Annotated in this window: 24 protein-coding genes; 8 read left to right on the forward strand and 16 right to left on the reverse strand. The window is 67.3% G+C overall.

Annotated features, from left to right (window positions below):
- Window positions 1-77: 77 nt before the first annotated feature.
- The 8 genes from ACOOGH_RS13565 to ACOOGH_RS13600 all read right to left on the reverse strand — a co-directional run bounded on the left by ACOOGH_RS13565 (window position 78) and on the right by ACOOGH_RS13600 (window position 9,453).
- A complete protein-coding gene (locus ACOOGH_RS13565; protein WP_420449419.1) occupies window positions 78-284 on the reverse strand; it encodes a cold-shock protein in 207 nt (68 codons plus the stop codon).
- Window positions 285-429: 145 nt separating this feature from the next.
- Window positions 430-2,763 (reverse strand): transglycosylase SLT domain-containing protein, encoded by a 2,334-nt coding sequence (locus tag ACOOGH_RS13570; RefSeq protein ID WP_420449420.1) that lies wholly within the window; start codon window positions 2,761-2,763, stop codon window positions 430-432.
- A 204-nt stretch (window positions 2,764-2,967) separates the two neighbouring features.
- Window positions 2,968-3,642 (reverse strand): MotA/TolQ/ExbB proton channel family protein, encoded by a 675-nt coding sequence (locus ACOOGH_RS13575; RefSeq protein WP_420449421.1) that lies wholly within the window; start codon window positions 3,640-3,642, stop codon window positions 2,968-2,970.
- 106 nt (window positions 3,643-3,748) lie between these two features.
- Window positions 3,749-4,630, reverse strand: coding sequence for a lipoyl protein ligase domain-containing protein (locus ACOOGH_RS13580; protein ID WP_420449422.1), 882 nt, complete (start codon window positions 4,628-4,630; stop codon window positions 3,749-3,751).
- Window positions 4,627-5,319, reverse strand: coding sequence for a metal-dependent hydrolase (locus tag ACOOGH_RS13585; RefSeq protein WP_420449423.1), 693 nt, complete (start codon window positions 5,317-5,319; stop codon window positions 4,627-4,629). Before ACOOGH_RS13585 ends, ACOOGH_RS13580 begins: the two co-directional genes overlap by 4 nt.
- A gap of 18 nt (window positions 5,320-5,337) precedes the next feature.
- Entirely contained in the window at window positions 5,338-8,229 is a 2,892-nt protein-coding gene (gcvP, locus tag ACOOGH_RS13590; protein WP_420449424.1) for an aminomethyl-transferring glycine dehydrogenase, read from the reverse strand.
- 16 nt (window positions 8,230-8,245) lie between these two features.
- Window positions 8,246-8,647, reverse strand: coding sequence for a glycine cleavage system protein GcvH (gcvH, locus tag ACOOGH_RS13595; RefSeq protein WP_420449425.1), 402 nt, complete (start codon window positions 8,645-8,647; stop codon window positions 8,246-8,248).
- Window positions 8,648-8,775: 128 nt separating this feature from the next.
- Window positions 8,776-9,453: a DUF1707 SHOCT-like domain-containing protein gene (locus tag ACOOGH_RS13600; protein ID WP_420449426.1), complete on the reverse strand. Its 678-nt coding sequence runs from the start codon at window positions 9,451-9,453 to the stop codon at window positions 8,776-8,778.
- A 374-nt stretch (window positions 9,454-9,827) separates the two neighbouring features.
- On the opposite strand from ACOOGH_RS13600, the gene dapF reads away from it, so the two are divergent.
- Entirely contained in the window at window positions 9,828-10,622 is a 795-nt protein-coding gene (gene dapF, locus ACOOGH_RS13605; protein WP_420449427.1) for a diaminopimelate epimerase, read from the forward strand.
- Between the two features lies 1 nt (window position 10,623).
- Window positions 10,624-11,688: an A/G-specific adenine glycosylase gene (gene mutY / locus ACOOGH_RS13610; RefSeq protein WP_420449428.1), complete on the forward strand. Its 1,065-nt coding sequence runs from the start codon at window positions 10,624-10,626 to the stop codon at window positions 11,686-11,688.
- On the opposite strand, the gene ACOOGH_RS13615 is transcribed toward mutY, so the two are convergent.
- From ACOOGH_RS13615 to dnaA, 5 genes are all read right to left on the reverse strand, one after another.
- Window positions 11,637-12,443 carry an MBL fold metallo-hydrolase gene (locus ACOOGH_RS13615; protein ID WP_420449429.1) on the reverse strand — a complete coding sequence of 269 codons (807 nt, stop codon included), beginning with the start codon at window positions 12,441-12,443 and terminating at the stop codon, window positions 11,637-11,639. The genes mutY and ACOOGH_RS13615 overlap by 52 nt on opposite strands.
- Window positions 12,440-13,201, reverse strand: a complete 762-nt coding sequence (locus ACOOGH_RS13620; protein ID WP_420449430.1) for an NUDIX hydrolase — start codon at window positions 13,199-13,201, stop codon at window positions 12,440-12,442. The genes ACOOGH_RS13615 and ACOOGH_RS13620 overlap by 4 nt, the downstream gene beginning before the upstream one ends.
- A complete protein-coding gene (locus tag ACOOGH_RS13625; protein WP_420449431.1) occupies window positions 13,198-13,884 on the reverse strand; it encodes a YIP1 family protein in 687 nt (228 codons plus the stop codon). The genes ACOOGH_RS13620 and ACOOGH_RS13625 overlap by 4 nt, the downstream gene beginning before the upstream one ends.
- Before the next feature lie 83 nt (window positions 13,885-13,967).
- Window positions 13,968-15,095: a DNA polymerase III subunit beta gene (gene dnaN, locus ACOOGH_RS13630; RefSeq protein ID WP_420449432.1), complete on the reverse strand. Its 1,128-nt coding sequence runs from the start codon at window positions 15,093-15,095 to the stop codon at window positions 13,968-13,970.
- A gap of 294 nt (window positions 15,096-15,389) precedes the next feature.
- The gene (gene dnaA, locus ACOOGH_RS13635) at window positions 15,390-16,772 is read right to left on the reverse strand and encodes a chromosomal replication initiator protein DnaA (protein WP_420449433.1); all 1,383 of its coding nucleotides are present in this window, start codon (window positions 16,770-16,772) and stop codon (window positions 15,390-15,392) included.
- A gap of 237 nt (window positions 16,773-17,009) precedes the next feature.
- Between dnaA and rpmH the strand changes: the two genes are divergently transcribed.
- The 4 genes from rpmH (at window position 17,010) to yidC (ending at window position 19,498) form a co-directional block, all read left to right on the forward strand.
- A complete protein-coding gene (gene rpmH, locus ACOOGH_RS13640; RefSeq protein ID WP_420449434.1) occupies window positions 17,010-17,183 on the forward strand; it encodes a 50S ribosomal protein L34 in 174 nt (57 codons plus the stop codon).
- Between the two features lie 73 nt (window positions 17,184-17,256).
- Window positions 17,257-17,553 carry a ribonuclease P protein component gene (locus ACOOGH_RS13645; RefSeq protein ID WP_420449435.1) on the forward strand — a complete coding sequence of 99 codons (297 nt, stop codon included), beginning with the start codon at window positions 17,257-17,259 and terminating at the stop codon, window positions 17,551-17,553.
- Window positions 17,541-17,762, forward strand: a complete 222-nt coding sequence (gene yidD, locus ACOOGH_RS13650; RefSeq protein ID WP_420449436.1) for a membrane protein insertion efficiency factor YidD — start codon at window positions 17,541-17,543, stop codon at window positions 17,760-17,762. Before ACOOGH_RS13645 ends, yidD begins: the two co-directional genes overlap by 13 nt.
- The gene (yidC, locus tag ACOOGH_RS13655) at window positions 17,762-19,498 is read left to right on the forward strand and encodes a membrane protein insertase YidC (RefSeq protein ID WP_420449437.1); all 1,737 of its coding nucleotides are present in this window, start codon (window positions 17,762-17,764) and stop codon (window positions 19,496-19,498) included. The genes yidD and yidC overlap by 1 nt, the downstream gene beginning before the upstream one ends.
- Window positions 19,499-19,537: 39 nt before the next feature.
- Here yidC and ACOOGH_RS13660 read toward each other — a convergent pair whose 3' ends face one another.
- Window positions 19,538-20,098 carry a DUF1207 domain-containing protein gene (locus ACOOGH_RS13660; protein WP_420449438.1) on the reverse strand — a complete coding sequence of 187 codons (561 nt, stop codon included), beginning with the start codon at window positions 20,096-20,098 and terminating at the stop codon, window positions 19,538-19,540.
- Between ACOOGH_RS13660 and ACOOGH_RS13665 the strand changes: the two genes are divergently transcribed.
- Window positions 20,075-20,431, forward strand: a complete 357-nt coding sequence (locus ACOOGH_RS13665) for a hypothetical protein (RefSeq protein ID WP_420449439.1) — start codon at window positions 20,075-20,077, stop codon at window positions 20,429-20,431. The two genes, ACOOGH_RS13660 and ACOOGH_RS13665, sit on opposite strands and share 24 nt — an antisense overlap.
- On the opposite strand, the gene ACOOGH_RS13670 is transcribed toward ACOOGH_RS13665, so the two are convergent.
- Window positions 20,416-21,213 (reverse strand): Fpg/Nei family DNA glycosylase, encoded by a 798-nt coding sequence (locus ACOOGH_RS13670; RefSeq protein WP_420449440.1) that lies wholly within the window; start codon window positions 21,211-21,213, stop codon window positions 20,416-20,418. The genes ACOOGH_RS13665 and ACOOGH_RS13670 overlap by 16 nt on opposite strands.
- 276 nt (window positions 21,214-21,489) lie before the next feature.
- Entirely contained in the window at window positions 21,490-22,227 is a 738-nt protein-coding gene (gene pyrF, locus ACOOGH_RS13675; RefSeq protein WP_420450132.1) for an orotidine-5'-phosphate decarboxylase, read from the reverse strand.
- Between the two features lie 361 nt (window positions 22,228-22,588).
- Here pyrF and ACOOGH_RS13680 point away from each other — a divergent pair, with 361 nt between their 5' ends.
- Entirely contained in the window at window positions 22,589-23,362 is a 774-nt protein-coding gene (locus ACOOGH_RS13680; RefSeq protein ID WP_420449441.1) for a ParA family protein, read from the forward strand.
- Window position 23,363 lies beyond the last annotated feature (1 nt).

Raw genomic sequence — 23,363 nt, forward strand, 5'->3', positions numbered from 1 at the left:
GCGTGGAAAGCCCGGCGAGAAAAAAAGCGCCCCGCCGAGCGGGGCGGGGCGCGCAAAGTTCCGGCTGCGGTCTCCGGTCAGGCGCTGCGCACCACCCGGGTCGCGTGCAGGCCCTTGTCGCCCTGCGTGAACTCGTAGTCCACTTCCATCCCTTCGGCGAGCGTCTTGTACCCGTCCATATCGATGGACGAATAGTGGACGAAGACATCGTCGCCGCCGTCGGGCTGCTCGATGAAACCGTACCCCTTGGAGTCGTTGAACCACTTTACCGTACCTGATGGCATCCTGCCTCCTGCGAACATCGGTGATGGGTATTGCGGGCGCGTCGCGCGGCTGGCCGTGCATCGTTTTCGCTCCGCCGGACTCGAAGACGAACCTATGCTATTGGAGCGATTTCAACCCGTCAACACGCCGCCGGAGACCACCGTCTCAAGGCTGCGATGCGCCCAGATCCGGGTACAGGAAGCGGTAGATTTCGGCCAGTTCCGTGACCGCCCGAACGTACTCGCGCGTCTCCCTGTAGGGGATTCGCTCTACCAGTTGCTCCTCGTCCGAGAACTCGGGAAAGTCGCGCCAGCGTGTGTAGCGATGAGGGCCCGCGTTGTAGGAGATCATGCCCGCGATGTCGAAGCCGTCGAAGCGGCCCAGGACGTCCGACAGATACCGGGTTCCGAGCATCAGGTTGACCTGCGGGACCGTGAGCTGGTGTCGGCGATAGCCGGTGAGTCCGGCGCGAGAGGAAACGTCGCGGGCTGTCTCCGGGAGGAGTTGCATGAGGCCGATGGCGTTGGCTACGGAACGGATTTCGGGGTCGAACATGGACTCGCGACGTGAGAGGCCGGCCACGAAATGGGGCGGGAGTCCGTAGCGCCCGGCCGCCTCGATGAGCGCTTCGCGGAAGGGCAGCGGATAGATCGCCTCGAGGAGCGGCCGGGTCCAGCGGCCGCGGATGGCGTGCGCCCGCCACCCCTCGCGAATCCCCTCCCGCGTCCATTCCGCCGCATTCAGGGCGTGCGCGAACGCGAGGATCGCCCCGTAGGTCGACGGTCCGCGCTCTCTGGCCCGGCGGTATTCGCGGCGTGCCCGCTCAGGCCACCCGAGCTCCCGCAGTGTGTTCATGCGCCGGAGCGCGGTCGCATGGATGGGATCGAGGTCGGGCAACGGCTCCGCTTTCCCAAGCCCGACCGTGGCCAGACGGTCGGTGCCGGTGCGGGGCTCGGCGAGGATGGCGTAGTAGTCGAGCGGGTTGTACCGGAGGGCGCGGGCGTAGAACGCGCTCGCGGCCTGGGTATCGCCCAGCGCTTCCGCCACCTTGCCGCTCCAGTAAATGGCTCCCTGAGTCCACCCGTCCTCCGGGTAGCGCTCGCGGTATTCGGCGAGGAGCGTGCGCGCCTCCGGGTAACGACCCTCGTGATACGCGAGGAGAGCGAGCCGTTCCAGCGACCGCGATCCGTAGCTCGCTTCCGGGAACGCGCGGTAGGAGCGTTCGAAGCCCGCCGCCGCGATGTCGGGGCGGCCGGCATCGTGCTCCAGGTCCGCGATCAGGTAGGCGGCCCGCGCGGCGATGTCTCCGGTGCCGCGGGCAGCCGTCTCGTGGGCCTCCGCGGCATCGCCCTGGCGGCCGAGCGCCCGGTAGATGCTGGAGGCGAGCATCCACAGCGACGCCCGGGGTGCGGTGACGGAAGCGGGATCCCCTGTCCACGGGGCCAGCGCCTCCGCCGCCCGACCCGGCGAGCCCAGCGCCACGTACGTGGAAGCTAGCGACTCCGCGATGCCGGGGCGTTCGGCCGCCGGGGCGAGTTCGAGCGCCTCGGCGAGATAGCCCGCGCCGCGCGAGTGGCGGCCGGCGCGGGTGTCGGAGCGCCCGACATCCCGCAGCGTCCGCCAGGATCGCGAGAGCTCCAGCAGTGCCGGTCCCGTCTCAGGCGTCTGAAGGCCCCTCGCGATCGCCGCCTCGAACGCCGACGTGGCCGCCGCGGTATCTCCGGTCGCCAGGTAGTGCGGTCCGAGGTGCCGGGCGGCGAGAATGTTCCGGACGCCTCTGCCGGCTCGGTTCGCCAGCGCGGCCCCGCGTTCGGGGTCCCCGAGCTTGAAGGCCAGACGCGCGGCCGGGAGGAGCGCGGAATCCGCGGGTACGCGCGCCCCGCGCACGATGGAGTCGGCGAGGGCGAAAGCATCCCGATCCTCGGCTTCCGCCAGGGCGTAGAGGCGGGAGAGCCGCAGCCACGGCGCGAGCTCCGGGTGTTCGCGCTCGGCGAGGGCGAGCTGGTCCCGCGCCTCGAACCACTCGTACCGCCGGTAGGACACGCGGGCGAACTCCACTCGCGCGGCGAGCGGAGGCGTCCCGTCGACCGCAGCCAGATAGGCGCGGTAGTGCGCGGCCGACCGGGTCACGCTGTCGAGCCCGGCGTACGCCCGCGCCAGGAGGAGCGTGGCCCGGGCTCGCGCGACCGGGGTCGAGCTGTCGCGTTCGGCAAGGAGACCCCGCACGGAACCCCACGCCCGCTGAGCCGCGAAGGCCTCCGCGGCAAGCAGCACCACCTCATCGCCGTGTTCCTCGCCCGCGGCCAGTTCGCGCGCCAGCAGTGCCGATGCGGAGACCGGCATCTGTGCATCGAGGAACCGCCGCGCCCCCTCGAGCACCTCGGGGTTCACTGTCTGCGCGCCTAGGGCAGACGCCGGGACAAGCGTCAGAAGCAGCCCCAGCCAGGGACCGCGCGCCCAGTTGCGTCTTATGCGCCGGATGCGCCGCTCAACATGCACAGGAAGGCCTCCTTCCACGTCGTCCCCACCCCAATTCCGATCGGCCCCGGCCAGCGGCCCGACCCCAAACTTCGATCTTCCGGTGGTCTCCGTGCAAGCGGAGGCCCCCTCGGGGCCCTACGCAAAACGGCCCGCCGGGGTGGCGGGCCGTCTGTTCGAATCCCTCGGCGCGCCGGGACCCCCCGGCGACCGGCTTCGCTCCTTCTAGCCGGCCGCGCGCTCGTGCACGGCGTCGATCAGGCGCTGTGCGCTCTCTTCCATGTCGATGACGAGGCGGTCGACCTTCGTCACGAAGTAGTTGTGGAAGATGTTGATCGGGATCGCGATCGTGAGACCCGTGGCCGTCGTGATGAGCGCGACCTTGATCCCGCCGGCCACCAGCGTGGCCTCGACCTCGCCCGCGATCTCGATGGCGGCAAAGGCCTCGATCATCCCGATCACCGTCCCGAGGAAGCCGAGGAGCGGCGCAACGTTGGCCAGCGTCGCGAGCCAGACGAGTCCTTTTTCGAGGCCCGCCACTTGAATGGCGCCAGCGTTCTCCACGGCCTGCGTTACGCGGTCGGTGCCTTCGTGATACCTGGACAGCCCGGCGTGGAGGACGTTGCCCGCTGGAGCGTCGGACTCGGAGCAGACTTCGAGCGCCGCGTCAAGATCGCCTGCGGCAATTTGCTCATCGGCTTCTCCGAGAACGCTCTTGTTCTTGCTGCCCTTCAGCTGCAGGTCGACCAGCTTCCAGAGGATGATCAGGATACCGAACCCGAGAGCCGCACCGAGCGGCCACATCATAAAGCCTCCGGCTTCCCAGATCTCCCCGAGATTGAGTTGCTGGTCTGCACCCAGCTGCAGCGTCTGCTGAAACCAGAGTATCGACGCGATCAAGGTGGTCCTCCCGGCAAGGTTCATCGACTGGCCGAATTCGCGGCGTCCGGCACACGGGTGCGCTGGAGTGCGAGCGGAACCAAGCTAGATGGGGTCTGCGGGGCCGTCAAGCGTGCCGGGAGGGCCGTTCCCGGAGCCAGAGCCAGGCGCCGGAGCGGTGGACACTCTCGTAGCCGGTTGCAAGGTCGGTCAGGGCCGGCGTGGCCGCGTAACTCGCGGCGGCTGTGCGCGCTCCGAAGGCCCGGGCGACGGTGTCCGCGAGGCGCTCGACGATGAGGCGAGTGTCCGGCACCGGGTCGAGCAGATCGGTCAGACCGATCGCCGGCCCCTCATCGGCGACCGCCGCCGCGGAGCCCTCATCCGGCCTTGCCTTTCGGTCCAGATCACCCAGCGTCTGCCGATCCTCGAGCAGGATGGACCCGTGCTGGAGCACGCCCCCGTGGCGGCAGCACTGGGCGCTTCCCACGAGCTTGCGACCTCGCACCGTGAGTTCTCCCGGGGCGGGATCCCGAAAGCAACTCTCTCCGGAGATCCGTGAAACCTCCAGGGAGCCGGAGTCCGGCGGGTCGCCCTCCATCGCCTCGTCGAGGGGGACCCCCAGGGAACGCAGCCCTTCGCCCAGCGCGCGGTGCACCGTCTGCAGGACGACCCGCGGCCGGCCCCACGCACGGGCGGGACACGCGAAGGCATAGGTGATCTCGGGCCCGTGGAAAACGGAGCGCCCGCCGGTGGGCCGCCGAACGGCATCCACGCCGGGCCGAAGGTCCTCGGGCGAGCGGCCGAGCAGCCGGTCCGGAGGCTCCTGGTGCCGTCCAAGCGAGAGGCACCATGGCTCCCAGCCATAGAAGCGAAGGAGCGTCGCCCCCCCCGCGGCCAGCTCCAGCATGGCTTCGTCCATGGCCATGTTGCGGGCCCCGTCCGCCACTCCGTAGGGGAGGACGACGCACGGCGACCCCGCCGGCCGGGGCCGGGTGCGCCGCCCGGTCACAACTCCAGGGCCTCTCCGGGCTCGAGGATCACGACTTTCGCGACATCGCCAACCCCGTCCACGAAGCGTGCCGGATCGACATCGATCAGTTCCCAGGTGCCGTAGTGGTTGGGAACGGCAATGCGGGGTTCGATCATCCCGATCGCGCGCGCCGCGTCCTCCGGCCCCATCGTGAAGTTGTCGCCGATCGGCACCAGGGCCACATCCACTTCGCCGTTGAGGAGTTCCATGTCCCGCGTGAGCGCCGTGTCTCCGGCATGGTACACGCGCGTGCCGTCCACGGTGAGGAGGATCCCGGCGGGCGTCGTCGTATACGCCTCGGCGCCCGGAGCGTCGATCTTCCCGCCGTGGATGGCCACGGTGAGCTTCACGCGGCCGAAGGGGAACTCGTGGGCGCCGCCGATGTGCATCGGGTGCGCATTCGCGTGGCCCTGCACCTCCCCGGCGTACGACACGATCTCATAGGTGGCGATCAGCATCGCGTTCGTCGCCTCGAGGATGTCCCACGTGTCGGCGATGTGGTCGCCGTGCCCGTGCGTGAGGAGCAGATAGTCCAGGCGGTCGGTGAAGTGCTCCGGTCCGACATCCGCCACCGGGTTTCCGGTGAGGAAGGGATCGATGAGGATCCGCGTTCCGTCGGCGGTCTCGATTTCGTAGCAGCTCTGCCCGTGAAAGGTGAGGCGTGCCATCTGGTCTTCCTCCCGGTCCTACGCGTTCACGGTTTCGTAGCTGTCGATCGGCGGGCAGGCGCAGATGAGATTTCGGTCACCGTGCGCATTGTTCACGCGGCGCACGGGCGGCCAGAACTTCCACTCCCGGGTCGAAGGCGCCGGCCAGGCCGCTTCCCGCCGCGTGTAGGCGTGATCCCACTCATCGGCGGTAACCATCTCCGCCGTGTGAGGAGCGTTCTTCAGCGGGTTGTCTTTCGGATCCAGAATGCCCAGCCCGACGCGCCGGATCTCGTCGCGGATCGAGATCAGCGCGTCGACGAGCCGGTCCAGTTCCCGCCTGGACTCGCTCTCGGTGGGCTCGATCATGATCGTGCCCACCACCGGGAAGGACATCGTGGGCGCGTGGAATCCGTAGTCCATGAGCCGCTTCGCCACGTCCTCGTCCGTCACGCCCGTCCCGCGCCTGAGCGGCCGCAGGTCGAGGATGAACTCGTGCGCCACCCTTCCCTGCTCGCCCCGGTAGAGGACATCGAAGTGTTCGCTGAGGCGGCTGGCCATGTAGTTGGCGTTGAGGACGGCCGCCTCGGTCGCCGCGCGCACGCCGTCGCGGCCGAGCATGGCAATGTACGCCCACGAGATGAGCAGAATCGAAGCGCTCCCCCACGGCGCCGCGGAGACGGGCGGGATCGCCGACTCGCCGCCGACGTCGACGAGCGGGTGGCCCGGCAGGTAGGGCGCGAGCTCGTCGGTTACGCAGATGGGACCCATCCCCGGGCCCCCGCCTCCGTGCGGAATCGCGAACGTCTTGTGGAGGTTGATGTGGATGACGTCGGCGCCGTAGTCGCCCGGCCGGCAGAGGCCGACCTGGGCGTTGAGATTGGCGCCATCGAGGTATACGAGCCCTCCGTGCTCGTGGACGATGTCCGTGACTTCCCGGATCGCTGACTCGAATACGCCGTGCGTCGATGGATACGTGATCATCGTCGCGGCGAGCCGGTCGGAGTGTTTCTCCGCTTTCGCGCGTAGATCGTCGACGTCGATGTTTCCGTCTTCGTCACAGCGAACGACGACGACCTTCATCCCCGCCATCACCGCGCTCGCGGGGTTCGTCCCGTGGGCCGAGGACGGGATGAGGCATACGTCCCGGTGCCCTTCGCCCCGGCCCTCGTGGCGGGCCGCGATCACGAGCAATCCGGTGTACTCGCCCTGCGCCCCCGAGTTCGGCTGCAGCGAGCAGGCGGGAAGTCCGCTCATCTCGCAGAGCCACTTCTCCAGTTCGTCGAACAGGCGCCGATAGCCCTCGGCCTGGTCCACGGGGGCGAAGGGATGCAGGGACCCGAACTCCGGCCAGGTGACCGGGATCATCTCGGATGTCGCGTTGAGCTTCATCGTGCACGACCCGAGCGGAATCATGCTCGTGTTCAGCGACAGGTCACGGGTTTCGAGCCTGTGGATGTACCGCAGCATCTCGGTCTCGGAGTGGTACCGGTTGAAGACCGGGTGCTCGAGATAGCCCGATGTGCGCGAGAGCTCCGGCGGATACACTGGCTCCGGCGCGTCCGCGACGACGGCCTCGGCGTCTGCTTCCAGCCCGTCCTCGCCCTGGAAGACCGCGAGCAGGTCGTCGAGATCCTCACCCCGCACGGTTTCGTCGAGCGCGATCCCGACGGTCCCATCTTCGAAGTCCCTCAGGTTGATCCCGCGCTCGCGCGCTCTGGCGAGCACATCGGCGGAAGTGAAGCCCGAGGGGATGACCTGCAGGGTGTCGAAGAACTGCTCGTGAACGATCGTATGGCCGAGCCGCTCGAGTCCGCGGGCGAGGGCCCACGTCAGCTTGCGAACGCGGGTCGCGATGGCGCGGATCCCCTCTGGGCCGTGATACACGGCGTACATCCCGGCCATGATCGCCAGCAACACCTGCGCGGTGCAGATGTTGGAGGTCGCCTTCTCGCGCCGAATGTGCTGCTCGCGCGTCTGCAGCGCCATCCGGAGCGCCGGGTTCCCGTCCGCGTCGATCGAAACGCCGATGATCCGTCCCGGCAGCTTGCGCTTGAACGCGTCGGTGGCCGCGAGGTAGGCGGCGTGCGGGCCCCCGTAGCCCATGGGGACGCCGAACCGCTGAGAGTTTCCGACGGCGATGTCCGCCCCGAACTCGCCCGGCGGCACGAGCAGCGCGAGCGAGAGGAGATCGGCCGCGACCACGACCCCGGCCCCGTGCTCGTGAAGGGCGTCGCAAAGCCCGCGATAATCGAGGACCGCCCCTTCCGTGGTCGGGTACTGGAGGAGGGCGCCGAAGGCGTCGTCCGGATCATGGCCGGCGATGTCGCCGTGCTGGAAGAGCCGGACCTGGATGCCGAGCGGCCGGGCGCGGCCGCGTACCACGGCGACGGTCTGGGGGTGGCACGCCTCCGATACGAGGAAGACGTTGCGCTCGTCGCTCCCCTTGCTGCCCCAGAGCATGAGCATGGCTTCCGCCGCGGCGGTTCCCTCGTCGAGCAGCGAGGCGTTCGCGATCGGAAGCCCCGTGAGGTCGATGACCATCGTCTGGAAGTTGAGCAGCGCCTCGAGGCGCCCCTGCGCGATCTCGGCCTGGTAGGGTGTATACTGTGTATACCAGCCGGGGTTCTCAAGGATGTTCCGGAGGATGACGCCGGGTGTCAGCGTTCCGTGATACCCCAGGCCCAGATACGAGCGGAAGGGCCGGTTGAGACCGGCCAGCTCCGCCGCGCGATCGAGGAGTCTCCTCTCGGTGACCGCTTCGGGCAGGTCTAGGTCACGATCGAGGCGGATCGGCTCGGGAACGGTCTCGTCGACGAGTTCGCCGAGACTCGCCGCACCGACGACCTCCAGCATTTCCTCGATGTCCGAGGGCGCCACTCCTATGTGGCGCCCGGCGAACTCGTCGAAAGGCTCCATCTCCAACTTCATGGTCTGGAGCGGGCCGTCAGATCTCGTCCGCGTCGGCGACGAGGTCGGCGTACTGCTCGGCGGAGAGAAGGTCGTCGATGTCGTCGGCCGATTCCAGCTCGAGCCGGATCATCCATCCTTCACCGTAGGGATCGCTGTTGACGAGACCGGGGTCGGCCTCCAGCGCGTCGTTCACCGCCACGATCGCCCCGGCGGCGGGGCAGAAGAGTTCGGATACCGTCTTCACGGCTTCGACGGTCCCGAACGCTTCCATCTGCCCGAAGTCTTCGCCGGGCGCGGGAAGTTCGACGTAGACCACATCGCCCAGTTCACCCTGGGCGTAGTCCGTGATCCCGATCAAGACCTCACCTTCGACATCGGTTTCCCGCACGTACTCGTGTTCAGGTGTGTATCTGAGGTCTTCCGGTATGTCCGACATGCGTACCTTTACCTTGCTTCGGATCGAGCGTCTCTGGGCTGGCGGCGTGGGGACTATACCCGAGCCGCGAGCCGGGCGTCAAGCAATTGCGTGCCGGGGACGAGGACCGGCCCCGGCTGGTGCCGAGGCTAGTCGCCCGAAGCGAGTCGTCGCCGGGCTTTGCGGTCCCTTCTGACCCGCTTTCGCGCCTCCCTCGCGCTCTCCCCGGGAAGCCGCTCCACCACGTCGACGCCTCCCATGCAAACGAGCCCGCTGATGCGGATGACGGGGGCGTCCGGAGCCGGCGGCGTGTCAGGTTCCGGCATGCCCACGCCTCCCATGAGCGCAATGCCGCCCCACTCGACGCGGACCCCGGGGGGGACCACAATGTCGACGCCTCCCATCAGCGCGAACAGCTGCACCGACACCTCCCGCGTCGCGAACGTCGCCTGCCGAAAATCGAGATCCGTGCCGCCCATCACGGTCACGGCAGTCAGCTTTCGCGGCGGGACCCAGCTGCCTCTGCGCTCCGTCGCACCCCAGATGGAGACGAGGAAGTCGCTCTTCTGGGCGGGTCGGGACGGGTCTACCGGCAGGGACGGGGACGGCGGACGAGCGGGGACGGTGGCGCTGGCCTCGCTCCCGAGCGCGGGGAGATCCTGCTCCAGCGCAACGAGTTCGGCACGGGTGCGCGCGGCGTACGCGATGTCCAGGCGGCGTTCGAATTCCGTCGTGTCCATGGCGTCGCTCGCGAAGTGCGCGCAGAGACGATCCACCGTCGCCTGGCGCTCCTCCGGCGACAACGCCCTTGATTGGCTGTCTATCATCTCCCCCTCGCCGTCCGACCGGCCTGATTCTCACGCAGGGTGACAGGGTGGGCAAGGCGAAAAAACTTGCAGCGCGGGCGCGCGGGCGGCATCATGCGCACCAGCGGTACTGTTGGTGCCCTATCGGTAAACCCCTTGAAAGGAGGTGATCTAGTGTCTGCAGGATGTAGAACCGGGTCTGACTCGGCACGGGCAAGCGATCGCCTCGAGGCTGCGTAACCGGTCTTGAACCGGTGGCGCTCGAGACATGCGCCGACCTGAAAGCTGCGGTGCCTCGCCGGCGTCGCGTCGAGTCAGGTTGCGGTTGAGACAAGAGCCGGCCGCGGGCTTCACGCTCGCGGCCGGTTTCCTTTTCGCCCCACCTCCCCTCTGACATGTCGTTATTCAGCAAGTACACCGGAGCCGGCAACGACTTCGTGATCGTGCGCGGCGAGCCGCTCGGCCTCCGGGACGCGGGGGCCCTGGCCGCGACACTGTGCCCGCGCGCGACGGGTGTCGGCGTGGACGGGCTGATCACGGTGCGAAGCCTCAGCGAGGAAGTAGTGCGCCTGCGGTTCTTCAACCCCGACGGCGCGGAGTTCTCCACCTGCGGGAACGGTTCGCGCTGTGCGGCGCGTTATGCCGTGGACCGGGGGCTCGTGCCTCCCGATCACATCCTCGTGACGGACGACGGTGAGATCCTGGCCCGGGTGCGGGAGGACGACGTGGCGCTCGAATACGCGCTCGATGCCCGCGTGGAACGCGAGTTGCGCGCGCGGGTCGGACCCGTGGAGCGGGACGCCTGGCTGGTGCGGATGGGGACGGCGCACCTCGTGATCCCGGTGCCTTCGGTGGAAGTGGAGAACTTCGACGATCTCTGCCGGCCCCTGCGCTGGCGGGAGGACGTCGGTCCCGAAGGCGCGAACGTGCACCTGGTCGCCCGCGAGGGCGGGATGGTGTTCATCCGCTCATTCGAGCGGGGGGTGGAGGGGGAGACGCTCGCCTGCGGCAGCGGCTGCATGGCGGTGGCATTCGCGCTCCGCACCGCGGGTGAGGCCGGGGACCGGGTCGAGTTCGTGGCTCGGTCCGGCAGCCCGCTGATCGTGGAGTTTCTCGAAGCGGGGCGCATCCGCCTCGCCGGACCCGCCGTGTTCATCTTTGATGGCGTCTTTCCCGAAGCCACGCCCTGACGTGGACCCGTCCCCCGGGGCGGGGCCGCTGCTGTGCTGGTTCGACGCGCGGCAGCGGGACGACATCGCCTGGCGGGGAGAGCGGGACCCCTACGCGATTCTCGTAGCCGAGGTCATGGCGCAGCAGACGCGCGCAGGGACCGTCGCGCCGTACCATCGGCGATTCATGGCCCGCTTCCCCAACGTGCAGACCCTCGCGGAAGCGGAGGAAGACGAGGTCCTCGGTTACTGGGAGGGGCTGGGGTACTACGCGCGGGCTCGCAACCTGAGGCGGGCCGCGCGTCGAGTCGTGTCGGAGTACGGCGGCCGAATGCCGAGCGTGGTGTCGGAGTTGCGGACCCTCCCGGGGGTGGGCCCGTACACGGCGGGTGCCGTTGCCAGCCTGGCATTCGGCCTGCCGGAACCCGCGGTCGATGGGAACGCGCGGCGGGTTCTCTCGCGCCTGTACGATCTCGAGACGGCCTCTCCCTCCGCGCTCGAACGGGCGGCCCGGACTCTCCTCGACGAGGCCTCGGGGCGGCCGGGTGATGTGAACCAGGCGCTGATGGATCTCGGGAGCCGGGTCTGCACGCCGCGCCGCCCGCGGTGCGAAGAGTGCCCGCTCTCGAGTCGATGCGTGGCACTGCGACGGGGCACCATCGGGCAGCGCCCCCCGAGGAAAAGGCGGCCTCGATCCCCCGAGCGGGTCGAGGCGGCGGCCGTGGTCCGCCGCGACGACCGGCTGCTCGTGCTCCGGCGGCCCTCAGATGGCCTGCTGGGTGGTCTGTGGGATTTCCCCTCCGTGGCGCTCTCCGAGTCGGCTTCTGCCGGAGCGGCGCTCAGGGCCGCCCTCCGGGAGGGTCTTGGCCTCGATTGTCGGGTGGGTGAGGAGATGCGAGTACTACGTCATGCATTCAGCCACTTCCGCCTGCGGCTCGGCGTGCATGGGGCTTCGTGGCGATCCGGCGAGGTCACGGGGCAGCGGGTACACCGCTGGGCGCGCCTCGCGGAGCTCGGCGATCTCGCTTTCCCCGCCTATCTCCGGCGACTGATCGACGAGGAGCTGTCCCCCAGGAAGGCGAGGTAGGCGCGGATCGTCAGGTCGGCCGCCGCGCAGTGAGAGGCGGGGAGGTCGCCGTACACGGCAACCCGGATTTCTTCCGTGTTTCGGGCGCCCGACTCGAGGGCCCGCCGGACGGACGCCACCCGATCCAGCCGGTGGGTGCGGCTCTGTTCGAGACGTGCGAGCGCGTCCTCGACGGGCGGCCCGTGTCCGGGTAGCAGCCGCGACGGACGGAGGGCCGCGAGGCGCGCGAGACTCGCAAGGTAGGACTCCACGGAACCCTCCGGGTGGACGATCATCGTGCTCCCTTCGCCGAGCACAAGATCCCCCGTAAAGAGGATGCGCCGAGGCTCGAGCAGGTAGCAAAGGTGGTCCGCAGAATGGCCGGGCGTGGCGATTGCCCGCAGACGCAGCCCCTCTCCCGGTTCGATGACCTCGTCATCCCCGAGCGGACGTCCCGCTCCGACCACCCGGTCCAAAGTGGCTGCGGAAGCACGAAGTTCTCCCCAGCGGCCAGCGGCCTGCCCCGCCGACGCGGCGTGGTCGGGGTGCGCGTGCGTCAGACAGACTGCCGCCACGGGTCTTCCGGCGACCACCTCATGCACACGATCCAGGTGGGCTTCGTCGGCAGGTCCGGGATCCAGCACGACCAGCGGTCCGGTCCCGATGACGTAGGTCTGCGTTCCGGTCAACGTGAGGGGGCCCGGGTTGTCGGCGCGGACCGCCGTGATGGCGAATCCCTGCCGGACCACGCGCGACGGGGGCACGCCTCGCGTCACCGGCCCTCGTCGTATCCGGGGTCTCCCGGGGCGAGCGGCGTCACGCCACGGGCGCCGACTCCGAGTCTGACCAGCGCCGGCTCCACCGGCACGTCGCGGAGCGCCCTCAGGGCGGCGGCGAGGGACGGGAAACCCGCGAGGCGATCGAGCGTCCTTGCGGTCGGGAACATCATGGGCAACTCGCCGGCGCCTCGGCGCTCGAGCGCCGAGGCGGGCGTTGTCCAGAGGGCCGCATCGTGTTCCGGGGTCAGGCTCACGCCAGCCGGCCGGGTCTCCAGCGCCAGGAAGAAGAAGCGGGTATCGAACCGCAGCGCCGCACCGCGCGGAGTGATCCAGCGCGCGAAGTACACGACGCGTGTGGACGAGAAGTCGAGCTCCAGAAGCTCCGCGACGCGCGAGAAGGGCGTTCGTCCGGCGAGCAACCCTCTGCGTACCTCGGCGACCTTCTGCGGCTCGATACCGCACAGCGGCGCCGGCAGGATCCCCGTCTCCTCGAACAATTCCCGCAGCGCGGCCACGCAGGCCGCCGCCTCGCCCACTCCGGGCAGCCGGCCCGTCCAGGTACCATGAGCGTCGTCCGCATCGATAGCACCGCCCGGAAAAGCCCACGCGCCCGCTCCGAATCTCGCGTCGCGGGGGCGCTGCAGCAGGAGGACCTCAAGCCCGGAAGGCGCCGGCGTGGCGACAATGACCGTGGCGGCGGGTCGAGGCGTGACGGCGTCTGACCGGGGGTTCGCTCCGTCGGAACGGAGGTTCAAGCTCCGCTTGCCACGCCGACGATGAGGAGCACCACTCCAAGCATCAGGAATGCCAGCGGCAGGGCGACCGAGAGGAGCCATACCGCGAACGCTCTCCCTGTCGTCGTCCGGTGCGCTTCACGCAAACCGATCACCGTCAGCACAACTCCCCAGATTCCTGCCACCAAGCCTCCCACGAAGGGGATGATGGCGAACAGTCCCGGTCCGGATGCATAGCAGATGGTGCGAACCGTGGCCGTGAGACTTCGCCGCCGGGGGACCAGCACCAGCACGAACACATGGAGGAGCAGGCTTGCGACGATGAGGTACAGCACCGCCCAGAAGGGCGTGAGGAAGAAGTCCGCCAGTCTGCTCGTGGTGCCGGTGGCGGCCGCCGCATCAGGAAGCGGGGCGTTCATGAACTCGGTCAGAGTCTCCATGAGGCCCGGCTGCGTCGTCGGCAACACGGCGCCCCAGGTCAGCGAGAGTACCGCTCCGAGGACCGTTATCAGCAGATAGTAGAGGATCGGGCGTACCGCAGGGCGATCAAAGGGTCCGTTCGCGAAGAAGGCGCCAGGCTCCAACACGCTCCGGCGCCATGTCTCGACCAGATTCATCGGGAAGGGGGTAGCAGGATCCTCCCATGCGGGGAGGTTGATATCCCCTTCACCCTCTGCCTCGCCTGCGGATGCTCCCCCGGGCATGGAGGGCTCCCCACAGAACGGGCAGCGGTCGAACACCGCGCTCTCATGCCCGCACTTCGGGCACACGACCATGCGTTCGGGCCTCAGTCCAGGATGCGTAGCGGCATGACGAGGCAGAGGTAGTCCGGTTCGCCGGTTGCGGGAGAGAAGGTTGCCGCCCGTTCTGGCGCCTTGAACGTCATTCGGACATCCTCGTCGGGCATGTGCCGCAAGACCTCGAGGAGGTACGTCGCATTGAATCCGATCTCGATGTCTTCACCCTCGTAGTCCAACGACACCGCGTCCTCCGCCTCGCCGAGATCCGGCGTCTGAACCTTGAAGCCGAGGTCACCGGCCTGGAAGGACAGCCGGACGCGGCGCGTGGAGTCATCGGCCATCACAGCAACCCGCCGTACAGCAGTCTCGAGGGCGACCCGGTTCACCGTTGCAGTCTTATCGTTGTCTTTCGGAATTACCTGTTCGTAGTTCGGGTACGGACCCTCGATCAGCGAGGTGAAGACCTCCCGGTCCTTGGAACGGAACGCCAGATGGTTCTCCGAACGCGCGATCTGAAGCACTGTCTCGGCCGGATACAGCTTCTGCACCTGGTTCAGAGCCTTCGGCGGGATGATGAGATCCGTCTCGGCCGGCGATCCGGTGCCGTCCAGTTCGCGCGAGATCTTCGCGAGTCGGTGGCCGTTCGTCGCGACCATGACAGTTTCCGCACCGCGCAACTGCCACAGAATCCCGTTCAGGATCGGTCGGCTGTCCTCCGTCGAGACGGCGAAACTCGTGCGCTCGATCAGCGTCTGCAGCTCGCCGGCAGCCATCTCCCAACCGCTCGAAGAATCGATCTCCGGGAAGTCCGGGAACTCGTCGGGGGCCTGGCCATACAGGCGGAACCTGCTCCGGCCGCACTCGATGTCCACCCGGCTTCCATCCGCCTCGAGACCCCCGTCCGCCGCGGCGAACTTCACAGGCGCATCGTCGAGCACACGCGATATCTCGAGCAGCTGCCTCGCCGGAAGCGCGACGACACCCGCCTCGGACACTTCGGCCGGCACGGACAACGAAACAAAGATGGACATGTCCGTGCCGCTCAGACGCACGGAATCGTCCTGCGCCTGGATCAGGATGTTCGAGAGTACCGGGAGGGCGGCTCGGGTCGGGACGGCGGCGGCAGTCGCCCCCAGACCCTTCTGGAGTGCTTCCCGGGTGATCGAGAATCTCATTTCAACTCCGGCGGTGTCGGTTCGGGTTTTCCACCGTGGGTTCTACGGTTGCGTATGATATATCTCTCAACGGAGTAGTAGTAGAGCCTGTTGGAGTGTTCAAAACTCCGGGTTCCCTGTGAGCCTCAACGCCTCCGGCGCTTCCCCTCGATGTTGACAGCCGGACACGGTTGTGGAAGCTGCGCCGAAACCTCGGTACCGGTTGCGAAGACCCGGCCGCCGACGGTACGCGACGGTGTGGATGAAACGCGGTGCTGCCCTGTTTTTCGACACTCCGGTGGACAGCTTTCCGCATCAGGTTCGGAATAGCTCCTGCTGCAGCTGGCCAACGCGACCGCGCAGGGCAGGGTCGGACGCCATGTCCGCCTCGACCTTGTTGACGGAGTGGATGACTGTGGAGTGATTCCTGCCGCCGAAGAGGTGACCGATATCAGAGTAGGGCAGGTCGAGATGGGTCTTGATGAGGTACATCGCGACCTGTCGCGGAACCGTCACGGTCCGATTCCGACGTTTCGAAATGAGAGCTTCGACCGAGACGCCCCAGGAAGCGGCGATGCGGGCGCGGACTTCCTCCGCCGACACCTCGATCACCTGCTCGTCGGCGTCGTTGCCCTCGGGCCCCAGCGCGTCCCGCGCCATGTCGAGTGAAATCTCGCGTCGCGTGAGTGAGCTGAAAGCGAGCAGCTTGATCAGGGCTCCCTCGAGTTGCCGGACGGACGTCCGCCGGCTCCGAGCCACATACTCGATGACGTCATCGTCGATTTCGATTCCATCCTCGTCGGCCTTCTTGCGCAGGATCGCGGAGCGCGTCTCGAGGTCGGGAGGCTGGATGTCGGTGACCAGACCCCACTCGAACCGGGAAACGAGGCGCTCCTGAAGCCCCGGGATGTCCTGGGGGGGCCGGTCGCTTGTGATGACGATCTGCTTCTTGGCGTCGTAGAGCGCGTTGAACGTGTGGAAGAACTCTTCCTGCGTCCCTTCCTTGTTGGCGATGAAGTGGACGTCGTCGATGAGCAGCACATCGATACGGCGGTAGCGTTCGCGGAAGAGCGCCGTCTGCCCGGTCCTGATCGCGTCGATCATCTCGTTCGTGAACTGCTCCGAGGGGACGTAGGCGACCTGGCAATCGGGGAGTCGGCCGAGAATCGTGTTGCCGATCGCATGCATGAGGTGTGTCTTGCCGAGACCGGTGCCGCCCCAGATGAAGAGCGGGTTGTACGTCGTGGCCGGAGCCGCGGCCACGCGGTCGGACGCTGCCGCAGCGAGTTCGTTGCTGCCGCCGATAACGAAGCGGGCAAAGGTATAGCGTTCGTTCAGCGCCGCCGCCGCCGGCAGGCCTCCGCGATTCGGTGTTCGCGAAGCCAGAGCGTGTCCCGGATCGCCGGGGTACGGCTCCGTGATATCCGGGAAGTCGAGACGCTCCTCGGCGCCCTTGTGCTCGAACCGGAGTCGAAGTCTCGCGCCCAGTTCTCTCTCGGAGATATCCCGCAGGAGAGTCCCGTACTTATCCTCGACCCATTCGACCGCGAAGCGGGTGGGGGCGGAGACGACAAGCGTGTGGTCGGAAAGCGAGACCGCTTCGGTCGATCCCAGCCAGGTGCGATAGGTCTGCTCCGGGAGCACGAGCTTCGCGGATGCGCGAATCCTGGTCCAGGCCTCGTGTGCAGTCAGCTCCATCCGTGACGCGCCGGCATGAGAAAGATGGTGGGATAGGGGCCCTGATCTTAGGCGAAACTGCGGCCGAGTGTCAACGAAGGGAAACGGCCCGCGAGAGAGCGTGCGGATGGAGGGCGAGGGTGGGGGCTCGACCCGTCTCCGAGGGCACGAATTGACACTATCCCGCGTCACGTCTAGACTTCCGGGCTCAGCAAAAAAAGAACCGACAGATGACCGGACAACCTCGGGTGATGTGAGATGGGGAAGCCCACATACAGCAAGCCGACCAACAGGAAGCGCGTTCGCGACCACGGATTCCGGGCCCGCATGAAGACGAAAGCGGGCCGCCGCACGCTGTCGCGCCGCAGAAGGAAGGGTCGACGTAAACTCACCGTCAGTGACGCGTTCCGTCGCAAGCGACGAAGCCGCTAGCGGGTCTCCGCGCCGGGGTCGTCGTCGGCCTCGCGCGGCGCGGCTGCGGACAGCACGGCAGATTCGCCGAACCATGCGTTCGGGCCGACGGCGCCGGGGTCGTCTGGTGGACGTGTTCATCGCTCCGTCGCCCTCCGGGCGCTCGAGAATCTGTGTTGTGACGCCTCGCCACGGGCACAGCGCAGTCGCGCGAAACCGGGTGCGGCGCCGCCTCGCGGAGATCGCTCGAATTCAGGTGTTGCCCGCGCTTGAAGCCCGACGGCTCGATCTCGATCTGATCGTGAGAGCGAAACCGGCGGCCTACGACGCCTCGTACCAGAGGCTTCGAGCCAGAGTGATGGATTCGCTGGAGACCCTATGCGCAGACTGATCATCGGAGCGATTCGCGCCTACCAGCTCGTGGTATCGCCCTGGTTGCCGGCCGCCTGCAGGTACGAGCCCAGCTGCTCGGCATACGCCATGGCCGCGGTACGGCGATTCGGTGCCGTGCGAGGGTCCTGGCTGGGCGTCCGCCGCCTGCTTCGCTGCCAGCCTCTCGGATCGCACGGCTACGACCCTGTGCCCACGCGGGAGCACTGATGGAACGCCGCCTCCTTCTGGCCATAGCGCTGATGGTCGGCGTGCTGATCCTCTCCAACGTGTTCTTTCCACCGATCGAGAGGCCGCTGGAACCGGTGTCGTCGGATAGCGTGGAGGCGCTTGGGACCACGGACGCGGCGGACGAACCGAGCGGTCTTTCCGCGGAGGAAAGAGCGGCGCAGGAGGTCGCGGAGGTCCTGGCCGAGGCCGAGGAGTTGCCGGCGGTCGTGGAGGAGGCGGAGGACATCCCTCCCGTCGCCGGCGAGAGCTCGATCGTCACCGTTCGCTCGGAGATGTACGAGTACCGGTTCGACACGCGGGGCGCGCGCCTCGTGGGCGCGACCATGCTCGCGTACGAGAACTTCGCCGAGGGTGGACATGGCGGCGTGAACGTCGAGTTGGTGCGTCCCGACGATTCGATCCTGACGTATGCCCTGACGCTTCGTGGCGACACCGTGCCCCTCGCCTCGATTCCCTTCACGCCGTCGGCGCCCATGCTCGAGGTGAGAGATGGGCCGGCGGAACTACGTTTCGAGGCCGCGCTCGGCGAGGCCACGCGCGGCGAGGTCACGTTCGATGTGACATATCGCTTCCACCCGGACGATTACGGGATCGATGTGAGCGGCGGGCTCCGCGGGTTGGGGGACGTGGGACACGTCGTTCTCGTGGGTCTCGGCCGGGGCATCGAGCGCAACGAGGCCGTGCCCAGGGAGGACAGGACGGCGATGGCGCTCGTCACGCGGAGCCGCTCCGGTCAGATCTCGGCCGAGCGACTGGAGCGTGTGGACGACGGCGAAACGACTCCGGTCGCCGGCGCCCCCTTCAGCTGGGTTGCCTCGAAGTCGAAGTATTGGCTCACCGCCGTCGTGACGCCGCCGGAAGGCCCGGGGATCGGGGGCGTCGTGCTGCGGGGCGTGCCCGAGGAGGAAGCAGCGGAAATGCAAGCGGCGCTGCCGGTTCCCGCGGGCACCGCCGGCTTCGAGTACACGGCGTACATCGGGCCACAGGACTTCGCGCGGCTGCAGGCCGTGGGGCAGGAACTTCACAACGTGAACCCCTACGGCTGGAGCTGGCTCCGCTGGTTCATCCGGCCGTTCGGGAACCTGATCGTCGCCGTCCTGATCTGGATGCACGAGTCGTTCGCGATGGCGTACGGCTGGGTACTGATCCTGTTCGGCGTCGCATCGCGGATCATCCTGGCGCCGTTGTTCCAGATCTCGGGACGCGCGCAGATGAAACAGATGGCGCTGCAGCCGGAGATCAAGAAGCTGCAGGAACGCTACAAGGGCGACCAGCAGCGCCTGCAGCAGGAGCAGATGAAGCTGTTCCGCGAACACGGGGTCAACCCGCTGGGCGGGTGTCTGCCCATGTTCCTGCCTCTCCCGATCCTGATCACGCTCTTCTTCGTGTTCCAGAACACGATCGAGTTCCGCGGGGTGCCCTTCATGTGGTTGCCGGACCTGTCGCTGAGGGATCCGTTCTTCATCGTCCCGGTCCTGATGGGCGGCTCGATGCTCGGGCTGAACTGGATCACGCAACGGGGCATTCAGTCGAACGCGCAGATGAAGATGTTCTCCTACGCGCTGCCTGTCGTCTTCACCTTCTTCTTCGCGAACTTTGCGGCCGGGCTGAACCTGTACTACACGGCTTCGAATATCATGTCCCTGCCGCAGCAGCTGTACCTCTCGCGCGAGCGCAGGAAGGCCCGGCCGCCACCCTCCCGGAAGAAGGAGTAGCGTCGGGAAGACGCGCAAACAGGCCTCGGGCCCGCCGCGTCACCGCACGTGGGAGACGGAGACCCCGATCAGGCGCTCGGACTGGCGCAGGAACTGCTCCGCCCGCGAAGGACCGAACCCCAGGAGCAGCCCCAGCCGCGTCCCACGGCCCAGCCCGGCCCCGAATTCCGCCGCAATGGCGGGCTCCCACTCGAGTTCCGCCCAGCTGAAGACGTCGACCGAGGCATGGAGGCGCGCGGACGAGCCCGGCGACGATTCCCAGCCCGCTCCCGCGCGCAGCGAGAGAGGCTCGAAGTCGCGGGTCGCGCGCAGCAGGGCCCCCGGTCCTCCGTAGACGGTTAGGCCCGGTATCGGAGACCCCTGGAGCATGAGTTCGAGCCCCTCGCGACTCGTGCTGATGGGTCGGGTGCCGCTGTCGAGGAAGAATTCATCGCCGAGATGCGAACTGACATGATAGAGTTCGGCGCGCGCGGCGAACTCCCCGAACCGCGCGCGCAGGAGAACGCCGACCCGGTAGTGTACCTCGATGAGGGCCTGGTCCGGACCTCCGAGGTCGAAGCGCGAGAACGCGCCGCCGTGAAGGGCTCCTGCGTATTCCACCTCCCCGTCCGGGTCGTGCCGGATCCAGAACCCGAGGCGGTCGCCGACGTGGGCGAGAGCGATGCTGTCCCGGAGGGAGTCCCGCGTCGCGCTCACGAGCGCGAGACGGTGGACGGGCTCGAGCGGAGAGCCGACGGGGGTGCGGAAGGGGTAGCCATTCCGGTCCCGGATTTCGACGGCGACGCCGTCGCTCTGGGCGGCGAGGGGGCGCACCGGACCGACCGCCACTACCAGGAGGAGGGCGCAAGCCGGGAGGGCGTACGCGTGAACGATCCGGACGCAAAGGGTCCAGACGCAGCTGACGACGCGCTGAACCTTCAGGCGGCGCGCTGACACCTCGGGCAGAGCACGGTTTTCCGGCCTGTCACGCGGAGGGACGTCAACTCATGTCGGCACCGCGGACAGAATCCGCCCGACGCGCGTGAGTTGATCAGCCACCCCGGATCGGAATGGGCGGCGCTCCAATGAAGCGTGGCCCGCCTCAGGACCCGCCTGAGGTAGCGGTGAAGCCGGTCGAGCTGCTCGGGCTCCAGCAGACCGACCCGGTGGTCGGGGCGTACGCCGGCCTGGAAGCAGATCTCGTCGGCGTAGTCGTTGCCGATTCCGGCGATCGCCTTCTGGTTCAGGAGAAAGCCCTTGATGGTGGAGCGGGCGTTCCCCTCCGCAAGCGCCTCGAAACGCTCAAGAGTCAGATCGTCGCTCAGCGGGTCTACGCCGAGGCGGTCCAGCGATCCGTTCTCGTTGAACTCGCTTCCCGCGACGGCCTGGACCGTGCCCTGGGAGCCGGACGAAGAGAAACGGAGCTCTCTGCCCGCGGCAAACTGGAACCGCATCCGCGTCCGGTCGGTCGGTGGCGCGGTCTGGGACTCGAGGCGCAAGAGACCGTCATCCCCCATGTCGAACATGAGGCTGTAGTCGGAACGGAAACGGAGGACGACGTAGCGGCCGTGGCGTTCGACGGAATCTATCGCGTGGTGCTCAAGATGATCCTCGACGATACCGTTCTCGATCGACACGACATCCGGATCGTCAATCCGGATCAGTGAGATCGTCTTGCCGGTGGCGTATCCGGCAATCCGCTCGATCATTCGCTCAACGTCGGGCAGCTCTATCATGGAATCACAGCTCCGGTGGGCAAGACTGTGTGCGAGTAATGCATACCCCCATACGAAGAAAAGGTGCCCGGTGCTTCATGGAAGGCCGAGCGACGGTGCGGCGGCTGGCGAGACACCTGCCGACACGCACGGCTTCACCTCCGGCCAATCGAAGGTCGCGCCCGGCTCTCAACGAAACATCAAGAGCCCGACAGGATGTTCGAAGGCGGAGTATCTCGAAATCTTCACAACCCTATGTCACCCAATAGGTTATGGCACTATTCTCTTTGGTCACGGCTAGCTTGCGCGTCGAAACCAAGCGGCTATTCTCGCTTGAATGTCCGCCGCCGCCGCCGCGGGATCCGGGGCGTTTCGGAGGGGTCGACCCATGACGATGTAGTCGGCTCCGGCCCCGAACGCGGTCTCGACATCGACCGTCCGCTTCTGGTCATCGGTGCCGGCCTCCACGGCCGCACGGATGCCGGGGACGACGATCCGAAAGCGGCGAGACACCTCGGAGCGAACCCGAGCGGCCTCGTGCCCGGAACTGATGACGCCAGCACACCCGATCCTCTCCGCCCGGCGGGCCCGCGAGAGGACCACGGCCCCGATGTCGGTCCGGAAACCGAGATCCTCCATGTCGGCCCGGTCGAGGCTCGTGAGGACGGTCACCGCCAGGATCCCGAGACTGCCCTCGGCGGCGTCACACGCCGCACGGAGGATCGCATCGTTGCCGTGTACGGTGACGAAATCCACGTCCCGGGTTCGTAGTTGTCGGACAGCCGAACGGACGGTCTGCGGGACATCAAAAAGCTTCAGGTCGGCGAACACCCTCTTGTCCCTGGCGCGAAGCCAGTCGGCAAGCTCGAAGTACCCCCCGGAAAGGAAGAGCTCCAAGCCGATCTTGTAAAAGGAAACGGTGTCCCCCAGCGTCTCCACGATATCCCGTGCCTGGGGGGCGGAGGGAACGTCCAGAGCCAGGATCAGACGGTCGGTCGTGGGGATTGTGTTGGAGATGTCGGCCTCCGGAAGCAGTTGGTTAGGAGCCGGCTCGCGGCAGGTGCGGCACGAAGCTCTTCGCCGTGGAGCCTGACTGCAAGGGGCGAAGGGGGATATTGGGACACAGTTTCACGTGAAACATCTGTTTCGTTCGCTGCCCTCTCGAACGCCCTGAGATGTGTTTCACGTGAAACAACCGATGCGCATCCGATGCCGGTCGCCCGGGTCCCCATGGCACCGTATATTCGTGGTGTTTCGTGGGAGGAGACGTTCCGTAGCGCGATGGACCGAGTTGTCGCGCCCGGGAGTTGTAACAATAAGCCCTTATGAGGTATACGCTTACAGTGCGTGTAGGTTCATCTCGCCGGTTGCGGCGATCAGCGAGGGGCGGGTCGATTTGGGGCGGGTGATCGCGATTGCCAATCAGAAGGGTGGAGTCGGCAAAACCACCACGGCGATCAACCTGGGCGCCTCGCTGGCGATCGCCGAGCGCAGTACGCTCGTCATTGATTGCGACCCCCAGGGCAACGCGACATCAGGGTTCGGACTGCGCAAGGATGGGGATATCCCCAGCGTGTACGACTGCCTCGTAAACGGACAACCGCTCCAGGCCGCGGTGCGGCCGGAGGTCCACTTCCCATGCCTGTCCGTCGTGTCCGCGAGCCGTGACCTGACCGGTGCGGAAGTGGAACTGATTGATCGGTCGGATCGTCAGCGAATCCTCGGCCGAAAGATTGAAGCACTGCGGGATGACTTCGAGTACATCCTGATCGACTCACCGCCGTCCCTCGGGATCCTCACACTGAATGCGCTGGCCGCCGCAGACGCCGTGCTTATTCCGATTCAGTGCGAATTCTATGCGCTGGAAGGGCTTAGCCAACTCCTGAACACGGTCCGACTGGTGCAGCGCAGCATCAACCCGGGGCTCGAGATCGAAGGGGTGTTGCTGACCATGTACGATTCACGCCTCAACCTGGCAAAACAGGTGGCCGCCGAGGCGCGTGAGTACTTCGGGGGCAAGGTCTTCGACACCATGATCCCGAGGAACATACGGCTCGCCGAAGCCCCGAGCTTTGGAGAACCCATCGCTCTGTACGACGTCTTGTCGAGCGGGGCCCGCGGGTACCTCAGCCTGGCCCGCGAGCTGATCGACCGGCACAGGGACTCGTAGG

The organism is Candidatus Palauibacter sp. (assembly GCF_965213655.1).
Classification (GTDB): domain Bacteria; phylum Gemmatimonadota; class Gemmatimonadetes; order Palauibacterales; family Palauibacteraceae; genus Palauibacter.

Bases quoted from the DNA above. Each gene is read 5' to 3' on its own strand.
- ACOOGH_RS13565 (WP_420449419.1), bottom strand. From the start codon at position 284: ATGCCATCAGGTACGGTAAAGTGGTTCAACGACTCCAAGGGGTACGGT.
- ACOOGH_RS13585 (WP_420449423.1), bottom strand. From the start codon at position 5,319: ATGGCACGCCTCACCTTTCACGGGCAGAGCTGCTACGAAATCGAGACC.
- gcvP (WP_420449424.1), bottom strand. From the start codon at position 8,229: ATGAAGTTGGAGATGGAGCCTTTCGACGAGTTCGCCGGGCGCCACATA.
- gcvH (WP_420449425.1), bottom strand. From the start codon at position 8,647: ATGTCGGACATACCGGAAGACCTCAGATACACACCTGAACACGAGTAC.
- ACOOGH_RS13600 (WP_420449426.1), bottom strand. From the start codon at position 9,453: ATGATAGACAGCCAATCAAGGGCGTTGTCGCCGGAGGAGCGCCAGGCG.
- dapF (WP_420449427.1), top strand. From the start codon at position 9,828: ATGTCGTTATTCAGCAAGTACACCGGAGCCGGCAACGACTTCGTGATC.
- ACOOGH_RS13625 (WP_420449431.1), bottom strand. From the start codon at position 13,884: ATGCCCGGGGGAGCATCCGCAGGCGAGGCAGAGGGTGAAGGGGATATC.
- dnaN (WP_420449432.1), bottom strand. From the start codon at position 15,095: ATGAGATTCTCGATCACCCGGGAAGCACTCCAGAAGGGTCTGGGGGCG.
- dnaA (WP_420449433.1), bottom strand. From the start codon at position 16,772: ATGGAGCTGACTGCACACGAGGCCTGGACCAGGATTCGCGCATCCGCG.
- rpmH (WP_420449434.1), top strand. From the start codon at position 17,010: ATGGGGAAGCCCACATACAGCAAGCCGACCAACAGGAAGCGCGTTCGC.
- ACOOGH_RS13645 (WP_420449435.1), top strand. From the start codon at position 17,257: ATGCGTTCGGGCCGACGGCGCCGGGGTCGTCTGGTGGACGTGTTCATC.
- yidD (WP_420449436.1), top strand. From the start codon at position 17,541: ATGCGCAGACTGATCATCGGAGCGATTCGCGCCTACCAGCTCGTGGTA.
- yidC (WP_420449437.1), top strand. From the start codon at position 17,762: ATGGAACGCCGCCTCCTTCTGGCCATAGCGCTGATGGTCGGCGTGCTG.
- ACOOGH_RS13670 (WP_420449440.1), bottom strand. From the start codon at position 21,213: ATGATAGAGCTGCCCGACGTTGAGCGAATGATCGAGCGGATTGCCGGA.